This window comes from Streptomyces griseiscabiei (assembly GCF_020010925.1).
Lineage (GTDB): Bacteria > Actinomycetota > Actinomycetes > Streptomycetales > Streptomycetaceae > Streptomyces > Streptomyces griseiscabiei.
In genome coordinates this window covers 33,636-47,953 of record NZ_JAGJBZ010000007.1, presented here as the reverse complement: position 1 = coordinate 47,953, position 14,318 = coordinate 33,636, and the positions used below count along the sequence as shown (strand labels likewise).

Here is a 14,318-nt window from a genome sequence, read left to right as displayed (position 1 = left end):
GGTGTCAGACTTCGTCCGCTGTCGTTGTCCTTGCCGTGACGACGAACACACTCGCCAGTTCCTGTACGCGACTCGCAGCCAGCCTCGCCCTGTTCAGCATCGATCACTACATCGAGCAGCAGGACGACGGCTACGCGTTGCTCGCGCTCGGCCACTCGCAGCGCCTCGCACTTCAGGCACTGCCCGCCGCAGAAGATCTGCTTCCCATCGACCGGCAAGACCGGGGTGTCGACACCACCCGGTTCGTCCTGACGGCAACAGAGGCAGAACGTCTCGCAACGCACCTGGAATCCACGCACGCACTGGCCAGGGGCGGCACGGATCGCTGACTACCGGCCGACGGCGATGAGCGCCGGCGCCTCCGGCGACGAAGGCCTCCACGATCGCTCGAGGCCGCGACGGCCGGCCACGTCCCCCACTCCCAGGGGCCAGAGCTGTCATCCCAGGGCGCTGGCTTGGACGGCGCGAAGGAGGGAATCCGAGTGGTGGTTCACGCCATCGGCGTCCAGGGCCTGCCGGGCGGCTTCCACGAACGTCTCAAGGGCCTCTTCCAGTGTTCCAAGCCCGTCGCCGCACTGCTCGATCAGCTCTTCGCGGGGCATTGCTTGGAGCTCCGGGGGAGCTCCGGGTATGGAGGCCAGCGCCATCAGCCGGTGGCGGCAGGCCGTGATCGTGCCGACGATGTCCTCGGTGCTGTCCGCAACGTCGCCGGGCCCTTCGACCATCACGCGAGCGCGGGCCCGGAGCACCTTGATGATCTCCTCCAGCGCGGCGCGGACATCGTCCTGGGTGTAGCTCTGGGAGTGGTGCATCGAGCTGATCAGAGTGCCGACGGACTGGGTCTGAGCGATGAGTTCGGCGTACGCCTGGCTGCGGGGTTCTCGGCGTTCTCGGGTGTGCTCGAAGCGCCGTTGGTGATCTGCCTGGATGAACTGCGCAACGATCTGCTGCTGCACGTTGCGGGCTCCTAGCCATCCACTGGCCAGAGCGGCTAACCCGGTTCCGACTGCTCCAACTGCCGCTCCAAGCACGGCGGCTATCCCTGCGTCCATCGGCTGAGTCTCACCGATGCGGATGCTGACGGACAGAGCACCTATGCACAGGCTCTGCCTCGAGTCGGGCGGGAGATGCCGTGGCAGGCGCGAGCCGGGCCGAGCCGCGGTCAGTCGTCCTCCCGTGCACGCCTTCGTCCCCGACGTGCCCGCCGTGCCTCCTCTGCGGCGGCCGCCTCAAGACGCACGGGGCAGAGGGCATCAAGCGTCCACTCGCGCAGCCGTGCCCGCAGATCCTTGCCTGGAGGCAGGAGATTCTTCCCCTTCGCGTGTCGCTCCACGGTGCGCTGGCTGACATGCAGCATGGCCGCCACGGCCCCGGAGTTCCCTTGGTACTTCATGAGTAGGAACGCCATCTGTTCCTGCGTGCTTCGCGGCATGAGCCGGGCGCAGGCCTCCTTGTCGACTTGGGCGAGGTCGTGGTGAGGGCTGCAGGTGAACTGCTGTTTGCGGGACATGGGGCCAAGCCTGGTCGGGTTCTCCTGTGGACACGGGCCGAGGTCGGCGCGGCCGGGTGCTACTCCCCCAGTTCGTCCAGCAGCTGCTGGCGCTCGGCTGCCTCCTGGTCCAGGACGGCCTGGTGGACGTCGGCGTCACGGCGTTCCTCGATGGCGGCTCGCACGAGTTGGGTGAGGACGTCGGGCGGGAGGGCCTCGGCCTGTGTGGTGCCGGCGGCGGTGAACGAGCGGCGGTCGGTGGCCTTCGGTGGTGCCGTGGGCAGCCCGTAGTGCTCGACTTGGGCTTCGGTGACGGCGACGCGTACGAGTTCGACACGGCCGCCGTGGGCGGCTGCGAACGCGGCGACGTCCTCGGCCAGGGCGCGGTGCAGATGGGTGCCCGACGGGTCCAGGTCCCCGACGTGCAGGATGCAAAGGCCCCTTGGATCGCGCGCTGCCCGCAGTGCGGCATCGTGCTTGCCGGGCAGCGAGTTGAAGCCCCCGCCGCTGTAGACGGGGACACCGTACGGGCTGGCGAGGATCGCCAGTTGCGGGACCATCCCGCTGGCCTCCGACCAGAGTTCGAGCCGGATGGGCTGGCCCTCCTGGCGGTCGCGCCGGTACGCCTCGGCAGCACGGAGTAGTCCGTCGCGGAACGCTTGGAGGCCAGCGAAGGCGATCGGTGACTCGGCCCGGGCTCCTGAGTCGTCCCGGATCACCTCCCACGGGATCCTCCCGGACCGGCGCCCCATGCCGACGACTTCGACCAGGCGCTTGTACGCGCGCTCGGTCTTGGGCAGCACTCCGTCGGACACGGCGGCGTAGAAGGCCTGTCGGATGCTGATCGGGAGGTGCCCGGCGTAGCGGTTCAGGATGGCGTCGACGGCCGCCAGGAGCTCTCGCGTGTTCGGCCGTGGCCGCCAGTCCGGCTGGTAGCCGCGGGGGCGTTTGTCGGGCATGGGGAGCCTCCTCCCGCGAAGGACGCCATGACGTCCCTTACTCCCAGCCTCCCAGATCCTCACAGCTCCCGGGCGACTCGATCACCAGGGAAAACAGAGGTGTCACCTCACAGGAGAACCTGAGAGGAACGGACATATTGACGTGGCCCTGCGCAGCGGGGAGGAACGGCCAGACGCGGGCGCTCCCGTCAGCGTGGAGGGGAAGAGATCGGCGCAGATGATCACCCATGGGTGATTCGTCGGCTTGTTGTAACAACCCTGGTCGCGGCATCTGGCATCCTGTGCGGGATCCGAGTACCTACGGGGAAGCGACGGAGGCTCTCTTGTCCCCTGCCCTGCAATCCGCCACCGACGTGGCGGCAGCGGCCACTGGCCCGAAGTTCATCATCGTCATCCAGCAGAAGGGTGGCGCGGGGAAGTCGACGATAACGGTCAACCTTGCGGCTGTTGCCGGGCGCAGCAGTGTCATGCAGAACGACATCGAGGAGGCCGCCGTCATCGCGGCCGGCATCGACCCCCAGGGCAGCCTGGAGTCGTGGGCGGATCGCGTCCCGGAGGAGGCGCTGCCGTTCGACTACCTCGTGACGCGGGGCAAGGTCGGCATGCTGTCGGGCTACAAGAACGATCCGAACCGCAAGCGCATCGTGGTCGACACCCCCGGCTTCATGGAGATCGACCCTGACGCGGCGTGGGGAGACGACCCGCTTGGGGAGAGCCGGGTGGCCGACGCCTTGCGCGAGGTTCTCGAGCTGGCGAATCTGGCGATCGTGCCGATCACTCCTGAGTGGCTGTCGTGGGCGCCGGCCGAGTTCACGATCGAGCGGATTCTGAAGCCGCGGGGCATCCCGTTCCTGGTCGTGATCAACCTGCACGACCCGCGCGACGGGGACACTGCGCTGGACGCGGTGAAGAAGTGGATCGATGAGCGCGGCTATCCCCGCATGGCCGATCCGATCCGCAAGTACAAGATCCATGCGCATGCGGCCGAGAACGGGCTGACGGTCGTGGAGTACAAGGAGTCGGGCACCGCCTTGCGGGCACGGGAGGACTTCATGAGCCTCGCCCTCTGCGTTGAGCAGGCGCTGTAATGGGGCGCCGCGTAGAGCCCGGGAAGCCGGGCGCCGGGGCAGGCGGGCACCGGCGACCGCAGACGACGACCGAGCTGGCGCTCGCTCTGCCGGAGCCGCCGTCGCGTCCAATCGCGAGCACGCCCGTCCTGATCACGGAGGAGGAGGACGTCTTCCTCCGCTGTGAGGTGGCGATCGAGAACCTCAAGGTCGCGTTCTGGGCGGCTGGCAAGGCGCTGGGCATCATCAGGGAAGGGCGGCTGTACCGGGCCGAGTACGCCACGTTCGACGACTACTGCTGGCAGCGGTGGGGGATGGGCCGCGGGCAGGCCAACAAGCTGATCCGCATGTGGCCGATCGCTGAGGCCATGTTCGAATCCCTGCCGTCTGAATCGAACGATTTGGCTCGAACTCGAGCCAAAAAGCTGAGCCAGTCCGTGGTCTGGGAGCTGGTCCCGATAGCCGAGAGCTACGACGTGGAGGCGGCTACGGCCGTCTACACGACGACTGCCGAGGCTGACGAAGCGCCGGTCACCGCTGAGGTGTTGAGGGGCATCGTCAAGGACGTCGTGAAGGTGCTGCCGAAGGGGCAGAGCGTCGACAAGGAGGCGCTGGCTTCGGTCGTCCGGGAAGCCCTCCAGCGGGTGCCATCCGACAAGAAGCAGGCGGCACCGAAGAAGAAGGCGGCACCCGCAGCAGCGAAGACTGATCCGGCTGCGCTGACGCTGCCGTGGGATTCGCCGGAGGCGCTGAACCGCCTGCTGCGCCAGCACATGACGGATGAGAACCGGCGCACCCTCGGCAAGTTGCTCGCAGAGGACTGACCGCGGCCTGGTCGACACGAAGCCGCCCCTGCCATCCCTGGCGGGGGCGGCTTCGTGTTCCGGCCGTGGCGGTCACACCTCTTGAGCGCGCTTCTGGCGCTCGTCTTCGACGATGGCCGTGACGAGGTCGATGCATTCGCTGCAGATGGTGGTTCCCGGCCCCTGGCACAGGACCCAGCGCGGGTCCTTCTCTCCCTGGCTCTGGCGCGTGCCGCACCACCAGCAGTACGGCTCGGGGTCTTGTTGTGCGGCGCTCATGATCCGTTCTCTGGGGAGTTGGGGTGCGGGCAGGACGTCAGCCTGCCCAGACGATGTCGAGGACGTACAGGTGGGGCGGCTCGGTTGTGCGGTTGATCCAGTAGATGAGGCTGAGCTGGCCGACGGCGGCCGCGCGCAGGTCGGTGCCTTCGGGGTCGGAGGTGTCCCATTGGGGCCAGTGGAGCGGGGCCCGGGAGGCGATGTCGAGGATGTCGCCGACCAGTTCCTGGACGGCTGGTTCGAGGGCGGCGAGGTAGCGGGAGGCGGTGGGGGACAGCCGTGCGGGCCAGGCCTGGTCGCTCACCGGCGGGGGCCGAGGACGTCCTCGAGCGGAACGCCGTCGGCGGTGTCGCATCCGCCCTCGAGGAACGCGTCGACGACGGGGGCGGTGTCGAGGCGGCGGGTCCAGGTGGCGATGGTCTCGTACACCTTGTCCAGGCTGAGCGTCTGGCGGGCGGTCTCCAGGGCCTGCGTCCACTCCAGGTCCCAGGCGGGCAGCCAGCGGTCGGCGCGCGGCGATGCGGCGATGCGGGCGCGCAGCTGAGCGCCGGCGGCGGGCGACGGAGGAGGGGCGGGGGAGTCGAGCGGCTGCGCGGTCATCGCGGGGCGCCTCCTTCGGGGGGCTCTTGGGAACACGGTACGCCCGGCGCGCGGGGCGCCGGGCGTGGTCGTGCAGGTGGGCGGCGGTCAGTCCCGGGAGGGGAGTTGGTCGTGGTGGAGCCAGTCGTAGGCGGCGGCCGCCTGCAGCCAGATGTCGCGGGCGGGTTCGTAGCCGAGCTGGGCCTGCAGGCGGGCGTAGAGGTTGGGGAAGCCGGCCTCCTGGCTGGCGTCGGCTTCGGCGGCGTCCATGCCGTAGGCGAGCTGCTTGGGTTCGGTGGTGACGTACGGCTCGCTGTGGGGGAGTGCGTAGTCGTACGGCACGACGGTGATGGTGGTGCCGGCGACGTGGACGGCGTCGTCCAGTTGGGCGCGCAGCCCGTCGGCGATGGCGTCGGCCTGGTCGTGGCTGTCGTACGGGCCGAACCGCAGCTCGGTGTGGCCGGGGCGGGTCAGCAGCACGGTGCGGCGGGCGGTGCGGCGCTTGGCCATGATGTCGGCCAGGCCGTGCCGGTCGATTTCGACGGCACCGAGCTGGAGGGCGCGGGCGCGCTTGGGCGGGGTGATGTCGTAGTGCCAGCGGATGCCGTGGTCCTGGAACCAGGTGCGGCGCAGGCCGAGGCGCTTGGCGAAGGCGTGCAGTTCGTCGCGGGTGTCGGCCGTCAGGTGGCACCAGTGGGTGTGCCGCAGGCGGCGGGCCTTGGCGATCCGCGTGTAGTCCTGGGTTTCGTCGACGTAGATGGTCATGGGGTCATCTGCCTCGGGGTCGTGGGGACTTCCGGCGGCAGGGGCGTTCCGTGGCCGCGGAACGCCCCTGTGCGGGCTCAGAACGGCGGTTCGTTGGCCCAGGGGTCGTCCGGGTCGGCGACGCGTGTGGGGGTGTCCTGGCCGGGCTGGGGGCGGTAGGACAGGCAGAGGTTGCGCTCGCCGTAGCGCCGGTCGTAGGTGTAGCCGGTGCCGCGGCACTCGCAGTCGGAACCGTGCGGGTCTTCCGGCTCGCCCCGGTTGCACCAGACGGGTTCCTGGTGGAGGGGTGTGCCGTCGTCCTGCCAGGTGAGGATCGTCAGCACCTCGCCGGTTCCGCCGCAGCCGCCGGGGCAGTTCGGCGGGTGCGGGGCGGGGCTTTCCTCCCACTCCCGGTACTGCTCGCGCAGCCACTCGCGTGCGGCCTGCGCGGGCAGCGTCATGTACCAGCCGTTGCTGCGTACGGCGTTGGCGGCCAGGGCGGCGTCGGCGGCGGCGTGTTCGTTGGTCGGGTCGGCGAGTGCGACCAGGTCGGCGATGACGGCGCGCAGCAGCAGGGCAGTGCGCTTGCGGTCGTTGAGGTAGTCGGCGTCGAAGGATTCGGCGTCGCCGCGGACGCGGGCGTACCGGTGCCAGAAGTCCTCGGCCATGAGCTCGGTGATCAGACGGGGGATGGAGGGCATCGGGTCGTACGGCGGGTGGGCGGGGGTTTCCGGTTCCTGGGACGCGGGCGGTGCCGTCTGCAGGGCGTTGGTCATGCTCTTGGGCTCCTGTGTGCGGTTCGGGATGGGGCAGGGCCCGGGGCGGCCGGCTTTTCCTGGCCGGGATGGCGGCCGCCCCAGGGCAGGGTCAGCCGAGGCGGACAGGCATCAGGAGGTAGCGCAGGGCGTCCTCGGGTTCGCCGTTGCCGCGCAGCAGGGAGGGCTTGGTGGACGTGACGAAGCCGAACTGGGTGGCGTCGGCGCCGATGGCGTTCAGGCCGTCCAGCAAGTAGGTGGGGTTGTAGGCGATGCTGATCGGCTCGCCGTCGAGGTCGGTGTCGATGCGGTCGACGGCGAGGGCGTCGTCGCTGGTGCCGGCCTCGATGGTGAGGGTGCCGGGCTCGAAGCCGAGCCGGACCGGGGTGTTGCCGGTGGCGACCAGGGCGACGCGCTTGACGGCGTCGGCCAGCGCGGCGGTGTTCACGCTCGCCTGTGCGCTGAACTCGGTGGGGAACAGGCTCTTGTACTTGGGCAGGTCGCCTTCCAGGGCGCGGACGGTGCTGTGGGTGTGCTCGCCGGTGAGGCCGAAGGTGCCCTGGGTGTCGGGGAGTCCGACGGTGATCTGGTGGTCGTCGGCGAGGTGCTTAGCGATGTCCTGGAGGACCTTGGCCGGGATCAGGGCGCGGGCGTCGGCGGGGCCGTCCGTCATCCGCTCCCAGGGCAGGGAGCGCACGGCGAAGCGGTAGCGGTCTGTGGCGGACAGGGTGATGTTGTCGCCGGTGGCGGTGATCTGGACGCCGGTGAGGGAGGGGAGGGTGTCGTCGTTGCCGGCGGCGCGGGCGACCTGGGAGACGGCGGCGGCGAACTCCTTGCCGGAGACGACGCCGGAGGCGGCCGGGGTGGTGGGCAGGGTCGGGTACTCCTCCAGCGGCAGGGTGTGGAGGGTGTAGCGGGTGGACCCGGACTCGACAACGAGGCGGGTGCCGTCGGTGGACAGGCGTACCTCGTGCTTGAGGGCGCGGGTGATGTCGGACAGCAGGCGGCCGGAGACCAGCACGCTGCCGTCCTCGGCCAGGTCGGCGGCGGCGCTGGCGGCGGTGGACGTGTCGTAGTCGTAGCCCGCGATGTTCAGCTGGCCGTCGGCGGCGGTGAGCTTGAGGCCGGCCAGGACCGGGACGGGCGGGCGGGTCGGCAGGGCGCGGGCGGCGAGGGCGACGGCCGCGGCGAGCGTGCTGTGGTCGATGGTGAGGTTCATCTGCGGGTTCTCCTTCAGACGGTGGTGTTGGTGCGGGCGAGGGTGTCGGCGAGGTGCAGCAGCGCCGCGGTGTTGCCGTGGATGGCGGTCGCGATCGCTTCGGCGCCGGCGTCGTTGAGGTGGTCGGGGTTGAGGCCGTCCATCGCGCGGATCGCCTCGAGGCGGTAGTCGCGCCTGGGGGCGGGGAACTTGGGCCACTCGCGGCGGGCGGCGGCGACGTCGGCGAGCGAGTGCAGCAGGCGCACGCGGCCGAACTTCGGGTTGTCGTCCTCCCAGTCCGCGGTGTGCAGCTCGACTTCCTTGTCGTCCTCGCTCCAAGCCGCGCGCACCTCGTAGTAGGCGTACGGCTCGAACTCGGGCTGGGTCAGCAGGGCGGGCTTGAGGTGGCCGTGGTCGTCGACGCCGGCGGCTTCGATCGGCTCGATGCCGAGGTCGGCGAGGCGGGCGTTGATCAGGTCGGCGTGGCGCCGGGCGCGCAGCAGTCCCTGGGCCAGGGTGTCGATGTGCTGTTCCTGGTGGGCGGCTTCGGCGGCGGCGAGCCAGGCCGGGACGGCGGTGTCGGTGGTGGGCTCGGTCATCTGTGGTCTCTCCCACGGTGGTTGGGATCGGCGTGCTGGACGGGGTGCAGCCGGGGCGGCCGGATCTGGTGGTCGACGGCCGCCCCGGGCGTCTGGGGTGTCAGCCGGTGGCCAGGACGGGGGCGGGGATGTGGCTGCGCAGGTGCGCGTCGCGCGGCTCCTCCAGCTCGGTCATGGCCTTGCCGGTGCGGCGCCAGGTGCAGGCGCTGCAGCGGGCGATGTAGCCGGACCGGCCGGTGCAGCCGGAGCGGGAGTCCTTGGGCTTCCCGGCCGGGGTCAGGGGGTGGCGGCAGACCGTGTTGTTGCCGTGGACGGGCGTGATCGTGGCGGTGATGCGCATCAGCTGCCGGCCCCCTCAGCGGCCGGGGTGGCCTGGGTGTCCGCCGGCCGGGCCTGGCGATCCAGTTCGGCGTGCCGCTCCTGGACGTACTCGATGGCCGCGTGGTCGCTCAGGAGCGTCTTGATCAGGTCGGACTGGTACTCCATGCCGACGCCAACGCCACGGTGGTAGCGGCACTGGTCCTGGGCCTCAAGGCAGGCCAGGCAGTCCTCCCAGTCCATCGCGTCATACGGCGCGGTCTCCGGGCCGGGCGCCTCGCCGTGTCGGCGGTGGCCGCGGCTGGAGTAGGGGCTGATCGTGAACAGGTCCTCGCGCCAGGTGTCCGGCATGGCGCGCAGGAAGGTGGCCAGGGCGGCCGCGATCTGCGGGTAGTGGTCGTAGAGCGACGCCCACAGCCGCTGCGCCTCGGTGTCCGGGTCGGACTTCGCGGGCAGTTCGGAGGCCTCGCGGGCGTAGGTGCGGTTCTTCTCGCGGCGCTCCTCCCAGCCGGTGGTGTCGAGGCCGGCCTCCACGGCTGCACCGAGGATCTCGGTGTCGTGGAGGGGGCTGGGGTTCAGCAGCAACTTGGCGACGTCCTCGGCTGTGGTGGGTTCGCGGCGGGCGAGCGCGGCCACGGCCTGGTCGGTGATGAACGCGGTGCGCTGCGTCCAGAAGTCGTTGTTGCTGTACGCGGCGGTCAGCATCCGGAACCGCAGTCGTTTGAGGGCGGTGGTGGTGTCGTCCCGCACGGGGATCTCCTTCGCTTCGACGGGGTGGTGACGCGCGGACGCGGTCAGGCCGTGGGCTGGGGGGTGTAGTGGCCGGGCAGCTGCTCGAAGTGCGCGCCGCTCAGGGCGTTGCCCGCGCGCTTCTTGCCGTACCGGGCCATGCGCGCCGACCCGGCCGGGGCCGGGGCGCCGGCCTTCGGGCTGTGGGTGCGGCCCTGCTGGTCGACCAGGGCGACGGGGCCGTGCACGCCGTCGGGGGTGGCTTCGCCTTCGCCGTACGGCGCCCACTGGCCCCACTGCTTGAAGAACAGCGGGACGCCGGCGATCTGGCAGGCGAGCTGCAGCTCGCTCACCCAGGACGGGTGCATGGGGCGGGCCTTGGGGCCGCTCTCGCCTCCGGCGATGACCCAGTCCAGGCCCTCCCAGGCGCCGTTCGCAGCGACGGGACAGCGCACCCACCGGTGGCACTCGGGGGTGAGGTTGCCCGGGTGGCTGCAGCAGCCGTCGTCGGGGTTGGCGAAGCCGCAGTCGATGGCCGGCCGTAGCCAGCGGGTCAGGTCGACCCGGCCCAGCAGCGGCTCCACCGAGGCGAACCGCACGACGGCGGGGGTCTCCAGCAGCAGCGGGATCCGGGCGTCGGCCGCGGCCTGGTCCTCCACCGACACCCCCAGCCACACGGAGGCGAGGCGGGCGGGCATGAACGGTGCGTTGTCGACGTCCTCCTGGTCGCACCAGCCGCGTTCGGCGGCACGGGTAATCAGTTCGACGCGGGTGTCACGGTCGGCCCACTTCCGCAGCCACGCCCGCATCCTGGGGGGCCGCTTGGTGAGGATGATGTAGGTCTGGACGGGACGGTGGGCGTACTGGCCGCGCACGTCGGCGCCGGTCCAGTACATGACGGCCCACAGGGCGGCGAGGTACTCGTCGGGCACCTCGGGGTGGAAGGCGTCGCTCATGGAGTTGACGAAGACGCGCTTGGCGGTGCGCCAGCGCAGGGGCTCGCGCAGGGCCCAGTCGTGGAGGCTGACGCCGAAACCCGGGCCGCTGGTCTCGGGCCGGCCGTCACGCTCGTAACCGCGGGTGCCCATGGCGCGGTGGCGGCGGGCGAAGGAGAGGGCGTAGCAGTTCGTGCAGCCCTCGGAAACGCGATCGCATCCGGAAACGGGGTTCCAGACGTCGGTGGCCCATTCGATGCGGGTGAGGCTCAAGGGGATTCGCTCCTGCGGTAGTTGGTGGTTCGGTCGGGCGACGGCTGTGCAACGGCGGGTCGGTGTCGCACCGCTACGTCTCCTTGGAGGTGACGGAGATCAGGCGGCCGATGCGGACGGTGTGGTGGCCGGCGAATCCGTGCTGGCGGTCCTTGACCGGGGGGAGGTCGACCGCCCCGTCCACTTCCACCTCCCACAGCGCGACGGGGAGATCGACGGAGGTGGGGGAGAGGACCAGGCGGGCCGAGTAGCCGGTGGTCAGCAGGTGAAGGGCCAGGCGCTCGTTGTACGCGGCGACAGACTCGGCCTTGCCCTTCGGGGGAGTGACGGCGGTGGCCCACGCGCGCAGGGGGCGGGTCTCGTTACCTTGCGGCCCGTGGGGGCGAGGTTCGTGCAGTCCCCAGGCCGGGTCGGTGTCGTTCGGCCGCGCGGCGGCGATGATGGCTTCCCGCCGCCGGTCGACCTGACGCGTGGTGTAGAGCAGGACGTAGGCACCCCAGCCGGGGGCGGCCCCGCCGGTGCGGGTCAGGGTGACCCGGCCCTCACCGGTGAGCCGCTCCCGTCCGGCGACGCGTAGTCGGCGTAACGCGGCCATCGCTAGCCTGCGGCCCGCAGCTCGGGGACCTGGTCCCGGTTGGCGTAGGCGTCCATGACCTTCTGGGTGAGGGCGCCGCGGTCGGCCACCTCGTAGCCGTTGCGGCGGGCCCAGGCGCGGATCTTCTCGCGTTCGCCCTTGCCGTCCGTCGTCGTGGCGGCCACGGCCACGGCCACGGGCTTGCCGGTCTTGACGGCGCGCAGCTTCTGCTCGGCCTGGGCCAGCTGCTGCTTGAGTTCGCCGACTTCGGCCTCGGCCTGGGCCACCAGCGCCTCGCTCTTGCGCAGTTGGACCAGCTCGGTGAGGGCGGTGCGCGCCCGGGCGGCGAGGTTCTGCGCCTTCTTGGTGTCGTGCTTCTCTCCCCAGGCCAGCGCCTCCAGGAGCTCCTTCATCGTCTGGCGGGCGTGGGTGGCGGTGAGTCCCTCGGTTTCGGCGAGCGCGGCGATCTCGCCGTGGCTCATGCCGGTCTGCGCGGCGATGTCGGCGACCGGGGTGCCGGCCTTGAGCAGTTCGGTCGCGGCGAGGGTGTAGGCGTCGGTGGTGGTCATGACTTCGTCTCCTGTCCGATGGCGAACTCGCGGCGCAGTTGGGTGCGCCGCTTGGGGTCGGTGGCGGCCCAGATGCCGTGCTGGGTGAACTTCGGGTTGTCCAGGGCCCAGGCCAGGCACTTGGCGCGGGCGGGGCAGCCCTGGCACAGCCCGCGGGCGACGGCCAGGTCGTCGGCGTCGTCGGAGAACCACCACTCGGGGTCGGCGTCCGACTGGCGGCAGGGCTCGCTGCCGGTCAGCGGCGGGTACGGGGCGAGGCGGACGGCGCTCACTGGGTGCCGCCTTCCAGCAGGGCGTCGATCGGCTTCCAGCTGTCGAGCTGGTACAGCTCGAGCGCGGTGATCAGCAGTTCGTCGACCTCGCTGTCGCGGTCGTCCGCGTCGGAGACGAGGACGCGCGGGGGTGCGGTGAGGCGGGCGTGGATGGTCAGGCGCCGGGCGGGGACGTCGGCGTCGGGGTCGACGTCCGGCCGCACGGACCAGACCTGGCCGGTGGCGGCGAGCATCAGCGGGTCGCCGTCGGTGGCCCGCTCGCAGGCCAGGCGCAGCGCGACGTCGGGGTGCAGCTGGTCCTGGCGGACGATGCCGGCGGCGAGCTGCCGCAGGAGGCGGGCTGCCTCGTGGGGGCCGAGGATGACGTCGAGGGGGAGGGCGTCGCTCATCAGGCACCTGCCTCGAGCCGCGCGAACAGCTCCTTGCGGAGCGTGCCGAGGCTGTTCGTGTCGACGACGACGGCGGATTCCACCTGGCGCAGGGCGCTGCCGATCGCGGCGTCCGTCGTGTTCTTGGGAGTGCGGCGGATGGCGGGGCGGCTCTGGCGGGCCGTGCCGAGGGAGGCCCGGAGCGTGGCGACGGCCTTGCTGTGGCGGGCGTACTCGGAGCTGGCGGGCTTGCCGCAGTTCCAGCAGTCGGCCTCTTCACCGGCCCAGGTGACCAGGCAGGGGGCGCAGATGAAGCCCCGGCTGACGGAGGGGAGGGTGGGGCGGCGGCGCTGGCCGATGCTCCGCATGATCGCGGCGACCAGGGCAGGGGTGTGAAGGGTTGGGGAATGAGACATCATGGGTGCTCCGTCTCGTCTCGTGCGGGATCGGTGACCCGGGGTGGCCGACGGTTTCCTAGGCCTTGGCGGCCGCCCCGGGGACGTGTTCTCTCAGGTGTTGCTGCGGCCGTGCTCGATCGGCGGCTCGCCGCTGACGCTGCTGTCCGGGGTGGTGGCCGCGTTCCCGGCGCTGATGCCGAGGCGGGTCTGGACCGCCTCGAGGACGGCGACGTCCGCCGTGTGCAGCAGCTCGTCAAGCGCGGTGTCGCTGTCGGAGGCGGGCCGCATCTGCGGGTCCTGGTCCTCGGGCCTGTCCCAGTAGCCCTCGCCGTAGGCGCACTCGGTGGTGGGGCAGTTGTCGGTGTGGTTGCACTGGTCGTACGGGACGGTCCGGCCGGCCGCCCACTCGCGGTACTCCTGGCGGACGTAGTCGCGGGAGCGGCCGTCGGCGAACTCGATGGCGTGCGGCGGGGTCCGGCCGATCCGGCCGCCGAACGCCCGGTCGTGGGTGCGCAGTTCGACGGCGGCGGCATCGGCGAGGCCGGCGGCGTGCCCGCTGTCCCGGAGCGTGAGGGCGGCGCGGTCCAGGAACGCGGCCTTGCGCAGCACCAGCTCGCGCAGCGCGCGGGCGGTGCGGCGCTCGCCGGTCAGCGAGGCGGCCAGGACGACCAGCGCGTCCTTCTCCGTGGTCAGGTCGGGGGCGCCGTCGTACGCGGTGTCGGACGGTGTAGGCGGGTTGGTCATGTGCGGTTCCCTTCAGTCGAGTCGTGCGTGGGTGTTGCGGGAGAAGTCGGGAACGTCAGTTGCGGGGTGAGCGGCCGCTGAAAGCGTCCAGGGCCTTCCACAGCAGTCGTGTGTCGTCGGCGACGACAGTGACCTGCCACAGGTCGGTGAGCGCTGCGGCGAACTTCGGGGCACCGAGGCGGTTCTCACGGCGAGCCAGGCGCTGCAAGGTGACGTGGTGTCCCAGGGTGGGAGCGAAGGTGGAGGGGCCGATGTCGATGCCATTGACCGGGCCGGGCTGGTCGCGGTGGTGGACGACGGTGGTAAGGCCATCGAGGGCGGCGGCGGCCAGCAGCCGCTCAAGAACGTCCCTGCTGGTGATGACGCCTTCGGTCATCGCGTAGAACCGGTATCGGCGGCCGTCGCTGGTCGTACCCTCCCGGCTCACAGCTGCCTCCGTCGGCAGGTACCCCGCCCGGACGCAGCTGGCCATGACCTGCCCGAAGGTCTCCTCTTCCGGGCCACCACGCTTGTAGACGCGCAGGCTTCCCTGGAAGAAGCGGGCCATCAGCTCCCGCAACTGGTCATAGTCGCGGGCGGCGTCCCAAAAGCTCCACGTCAGGGGACTGTCGGGGTAGCGGTACAGCAGCATCTCGGTACTCCCAAGACTTCATCGGTTCGGCCAGG

At 71.0% G+C, this 14,318-nt stretch carries 23 protein-coding genes; 3 read left to right on the top strand and 20 right to left on the bottom strand.

Translation table 11 applies throughout. From position 1 onward, the window contains the following. On the top strand, window positions 1–329 hold a 329-nt coding region (locus J8M51_RS46010), incomplete at its 5' end, for a hypothetical protein (protein WP_267300201.1). A gap of 108 nt (window positions 330–437) precedes the next feature. On the opposite strand, the gene J8M51_RS46005 is transcribed toward J8M51_RS46010, so the two are convergent. From J8M51_RS46005 to J8M51_RS45995, 3 genes are all read right to left on the bottom strand, one after another. Next, window positions 438–956, bottom strand: coding sequence for a hypothetical protein (locus J8M51_RS46005; RefSeq protein WP_086756071.1), 519 nt, complete (start codon window positions 954–956; stop codon window positions 438–440). A gap of 206 nt (window positions 957–1,162) precedes the next feature. Next, a complete protein-coding gene (locus J8M51_RS46000) occupies window positions 1,163–1,510 on the bottom strand; it encodes a hypothetical protein (protein WP_107473728.1) in 348 nt (115 codons plus the stop codon). 59 nt (window positions 1,511–1,569) lie between these two features. Continuing rightward, entirely contained in the window at window positions 1,570–2,448 is an 879-nt protein-coding gene (locus J8M51_RS45995; protein WP_086756073.1) for a hypothetical protein, read from the bottom strand. A gap of 323 nt (window positions 2,449–2,771) precedes the next feature. On the opposite strand from J8M51_RS45995, the gene J8M51_RS45990 reads away from it, so the two are divergent. Then, window positions 2,772–3,536 carry a ParA family protein gene (locus tag J8M51_RS45990; protein WP_237276998.1) on the top strand — a complete coding sequence of 255 codons (765 nt, stop codon included), beginning with the start codon at window positions 2,772–2,774 and terminating at the stop codon, window positions 3,534–3,536. Next, window positions 3,536–4,339 carry a hypothetical protein gene (locus J8M51_RS45985; RefSeq protein WP_086756075.1) on the top strand — a complete coding sequence of 268 codons (804 nt, stop codon included), beginning with the start codon at window positions 3,536–3,538 and terminating at the stop codon, window positions 4,337–4,339. Before J8M51_RS45990 ends, J8M51_RS45985 begins: the two co-directional genes overlap by 1 nt. A gap of 72 nt (window positions 4,340–4,411) precedes the next feature. On the opposite strand, the gene J8M51_RS45980 is transcribed toward J8M51_RS45985, so the two are convergent. From J8M51_RS45980 to J8M51_RS45900, 17 genes are all read right to left on the bottom strand, one after another. After that, on the bottom strand, window positions 4,412–4,597 hold the full coding sequence (locus tag J8M51_RS45980; RefSeq protein WP_086756076.1) for a ClpX C4-type zinc finger protein: 186 nt from the start codon (window positions 4,595–4,597) through the stop codon (window positions 4,412–4,414). A gap of 37 nt (window positions 4,598–4,634) precedes the next feature. Continuing rightward, window positions 4,635–4,901, bottom strand: coding sequence for a hypothetical protein (locus J8M51_RS45975; protein ID WP_086756078.1), 267 nt, complete (start codon window positions 4,899–4,901; stop codon window positions 4,635–4,637). Then, the gene (locus J8M51_RS45970) at window positions 4,898–5,197 is read right to left on the bottom strand and encodes a DUF6247 family protein (RefSeq protein WP_086756080.1); all 300 of its coding nucleotides are present in this window, start codon (window positions 5,195–5,197) and stop codon (window positions 4,898–4,900) included. Before J8M51_RS45970 ends, J8M51_RS45975 begins: the two co-directional genes overlap by 4 nt. Window positions 5,198–5,284: 87 nt before the next feature. Next, window positions 5,285–5,941 (bottom strand): DUF4031 domain-containing protein, encoded by a 657-nt coding sequence (locus J8M51_RS45965; RefSeq protein WP_086756081.1) that lies wholly within the window; start codon window positions 5,939–5,941, stop codon window positions 5,285–5,287. Between the two features lie 77 nt (window positions 5,942–6,018). Continuing rightward, entirely contained in the window at window positions 6,019–6,696 is a 678-nt protein-coding gene (locus J8M51_RS45960; protein ID WP_247247615.1) for a hypothetical protein, read from the bottom strand. Between the two features lie 91 nt (window positions 6,697–6,787). Continuing rightward, a complete protein-coding gene (gene dnaN, locus J8M51_RS45955) occupies window positions 6,788–7,894 on the bottom strand; it encodes a DNA polymerase III subunit beta (RefSeq protein WP_247247614.1) in 1,107 nt (368 codons plus the stop codon). A gap of 14 nt (window positions 7,895–7,908) precedes the next feature. After that, the gene (locus J8M51_RS45950; protein ID WP_247247613.1) at window positions 7,909–8,472 is read right to left on the bottom strand and encodes a hypothetical protein; all 564 of its coding nucleotides are present in this window, start codon (window positions 8,470–8,472) and stop codon (window positions 7,909–7,911) included. Window positions 8,473–8,572: 100 nt separating this feature from the next. Further along, entirely contained in the window at window positions 8,573–8,812 is a 240-nt protein-coding gene (locus tag J8M51_RS45945) for a hypothetical protein (protein WP_086752207.1), read from the bottom strand. Next, window positions 8,812–9,540 carry a hypothetical protein gene (locus tag J8M51_RS45940; protein ID WP_086752205.1) on the bottom strand — a complete coding sequence of 243 codons (729 nt, stop codon included), beginning with the start codon at window positions 9,538–9,540 and terminating at the stop codon, window positions 8,812–8,814. The genes J8M51_RS45945 and J8M51_RS45940 overlap by 1 nt, the downstream gene beginning before the upstream one ends. A 44-nt stretch (window positions 9,541–9,584) precedes the next feature. Beyond that, window positions 9,585–10,727, bottom strand: coding sequence for a DUF5131 family protein (locus J8M51_RS45935; RefSeq protein ID WP_086752203.1), 1,143 nt, complete (start codon window positions 10,725–10,727; stop codon window positions 9,585–9,587). Between the two features lie 73 nt (window positions 10,728–10,800). Beyond that, window positions 10,801–11,322 (bottom strand): hypothetical protein, encoded by a 522-nt coding sequence (locus tag J8M51_RS45930; RefSeq protein ID WP_086752201.1) that lies wholly within the window; start codon window positions 11,320–11,322, stop codon window positions 10,801–10,803. 2 nt (window positions 11,323–11,324) lie between these two features. Beyond that, the gene (locus tag J8M51_RS45925; protein WP_086752199.1) at window positions 11,325–11,870 is read right to left on the bottom strand and encodes an Lsr2 family DNA-binding protein; all 546 of its coding nucleotides are present in this window, start codon (window positions 11,868–11,870) and stop codon (window positions 11,325–11,327) included. Then, complete coding sequence (locus J8M51_RS45920) at window positions 11,867–12,142, bottom strand: WhiB family transcriptional regulator (protein ID WP_179202872.1); 276 nt, start codon at window positions 12,140–12,142, stop codon at window positions 11,867–11,869. The genes J8M51_RS45925 and J8M51_RS45920 overlap by 4 nt, the downstream gene beginning before the upstream one ends. Beyond that, on the bottom strand, window positions 12,139–12,531 hold the full coding sequence (locus J8M51_RS45915) for a hypothetical protein (protein ID WP_107468890.1): 393 nt from the start codon (window positions 12,529–12,531) through the stop codon (window positions 12,139–12,141). The genes J8M51_RS45920 and J8M51_RS45915 overlap by 4 nt, the downstream gene beginning before the upstream one ends. Beyond that, window positions 12,531–12,929 (bottom strand): hypothetical protein, encoded by a 399-nt coding sequence (locus J8M51_RS45910; protein WP_107468889.1) that lies wholly within the window; start codon window positions 12,927–12,929, stop codon window positions 12,531–12,533. Before J8M51_RS45910 ends, J8M51_RS45915 begins: the two co-directional genes overlap by 1 nt. Window positions 12,930–13,019: 90 nt before the next feature. Continuing rightward, window positions 13,020–13,652 (bottom strand): hypothetical protein, encoded by a 633-nt coding sequence (locus tag J8M51_RS45905; RefSeq protein ID WP_086752197.1) that lies wholly within the window; start codon window positions 13,650–13,652, stop codon window positions 13,020–13,022. Between the two features lie 55 nt (window positions 13,653–13,707). Continuing rightward, complete coding sequence (locus tag J8M51_RS45900; protein WP_086752195.1) at window positions 13,708–14,283, bottom strand: DUF6919 domain-containing protein; 576 nt, start codon at window positions 14,281–14,283, stop codon at window positions 13,708–13,710. Window positions 14,284–14,318: the final 35 nt, after the last annotated feature.

Bases quoted from the DNA above. Each gene is read 5' to 3' on its own strand.
- J8M51_RS45910 (WP_107468889.1), bottom strand. From the start codon at position 12,929: ATGATGTCTCATTCCCCAACCCTTCACACCCCTGCCCTGGTCGCCGCG.
- J8M51_RS45900 (WP_086752195.1), bottom strand. From the start codon at position 14,283: ATGCTGCTGTACCGCTACCCCGACAGTCCCCTGACGTGGAGCTTTTGG.
- J8M51_RS45960 (WP_247247615.1), bottom strand. From the start codon at position 6,696: ATGACCAACGCCCTGCAGACGGCACCGCCCGCGTCCCAGGAACCGGAA.
- J8M51_RS45950 (WP_247247613.1), bottom strand. From the start codon at position 8,472: ATGACCGAGCCCACCACCGACACCGCCGTCCCGGCCTGGCTCGCCGCC.
- J8M51_RS45905 (WP_086752197.1), bottom strand. From the start codon at position 13,652: ATGACCAACCCGCCTACACCGTCCGACACCGCGTACGACGGCGCCCCC.
- J8M51_RS45980 (WP_086756076.1), bottom strand. From the start codon at position 4,597: ATGAGCGCCGCACAACAAGACCCCGAGCCGTACTGCTGGTGGTGCGGC.
- J8M51_RS45930 (WP_086752201.1), bottom strand. From the start codon at position 11,322: ATGGCCGCGTTACGCCGACTACGCGTCGCCGGACGGGAGCGGCTCACC.
- J8M51_RS46000 (WP_107473728.1), bottom strand. From the start codon at position 1,510: ATGTCCCGCAAACAGCAGTTCACCTGCAGCCCTCACCACGACCTCGCC.
- J8M51_RS45925 (WP_086752199.1), bottom strand. From the start codon at position 11,870: ATGACCACCACCGACGCCTACACCCTCGCCGCGACCGAACTGCTCAAG.
- J8M51_RS45995 (WP_086756073.1), bottom strand. From the start codon at position 2,448: ATGCCCGACAAACGCCCCCGCGGCTACCAGCCGGACTGGCGGCCACGG.
- J8M51_RS45965 (WP_086756081.1), bottom strand. From the start codon at position 5,941: ATGACCATCTACGTCGACGAAACCCAGGACTACACGCGGATCGCCAAG.
- J8M51_RS45970 (WP_086756080.1), bottom strand. From the start codon at position 5,197: ATGACCGCGCAGCCGCTCGACTCCCCCGCCCCTCCTCCGTCGCCCGCC.
- J8M51_RS45945 (WP_086752207.1), bottom strand. From the start codon at position 8,812: ATGCGCATCACCGCCACGATCACGCCCGTCCACGGCAACAACACGGTC.
- dnaN (WP_247247614.1), bottom strand. From the start codon at position 7,894: ATGAACCTCACCATCGACCACAGCACGCTCGCCGCGGCCGTCGCCCTC.
- J8M51_RS45985 (WP_086756075.1), top strand. From the start codon at position 3,536: ATGGGGCGCCGCGTAGAGCCCGGGAAGCCGGGCGCCGGGGCAGGCGGG.
- J8M51_RS45915 (WP_107468890.1), bottom strand. From the start codon at position 12,531: ATGAGCGACGCCCTCCCCCTCGACGTCATCCTCGGCCCCCACGAGGCA.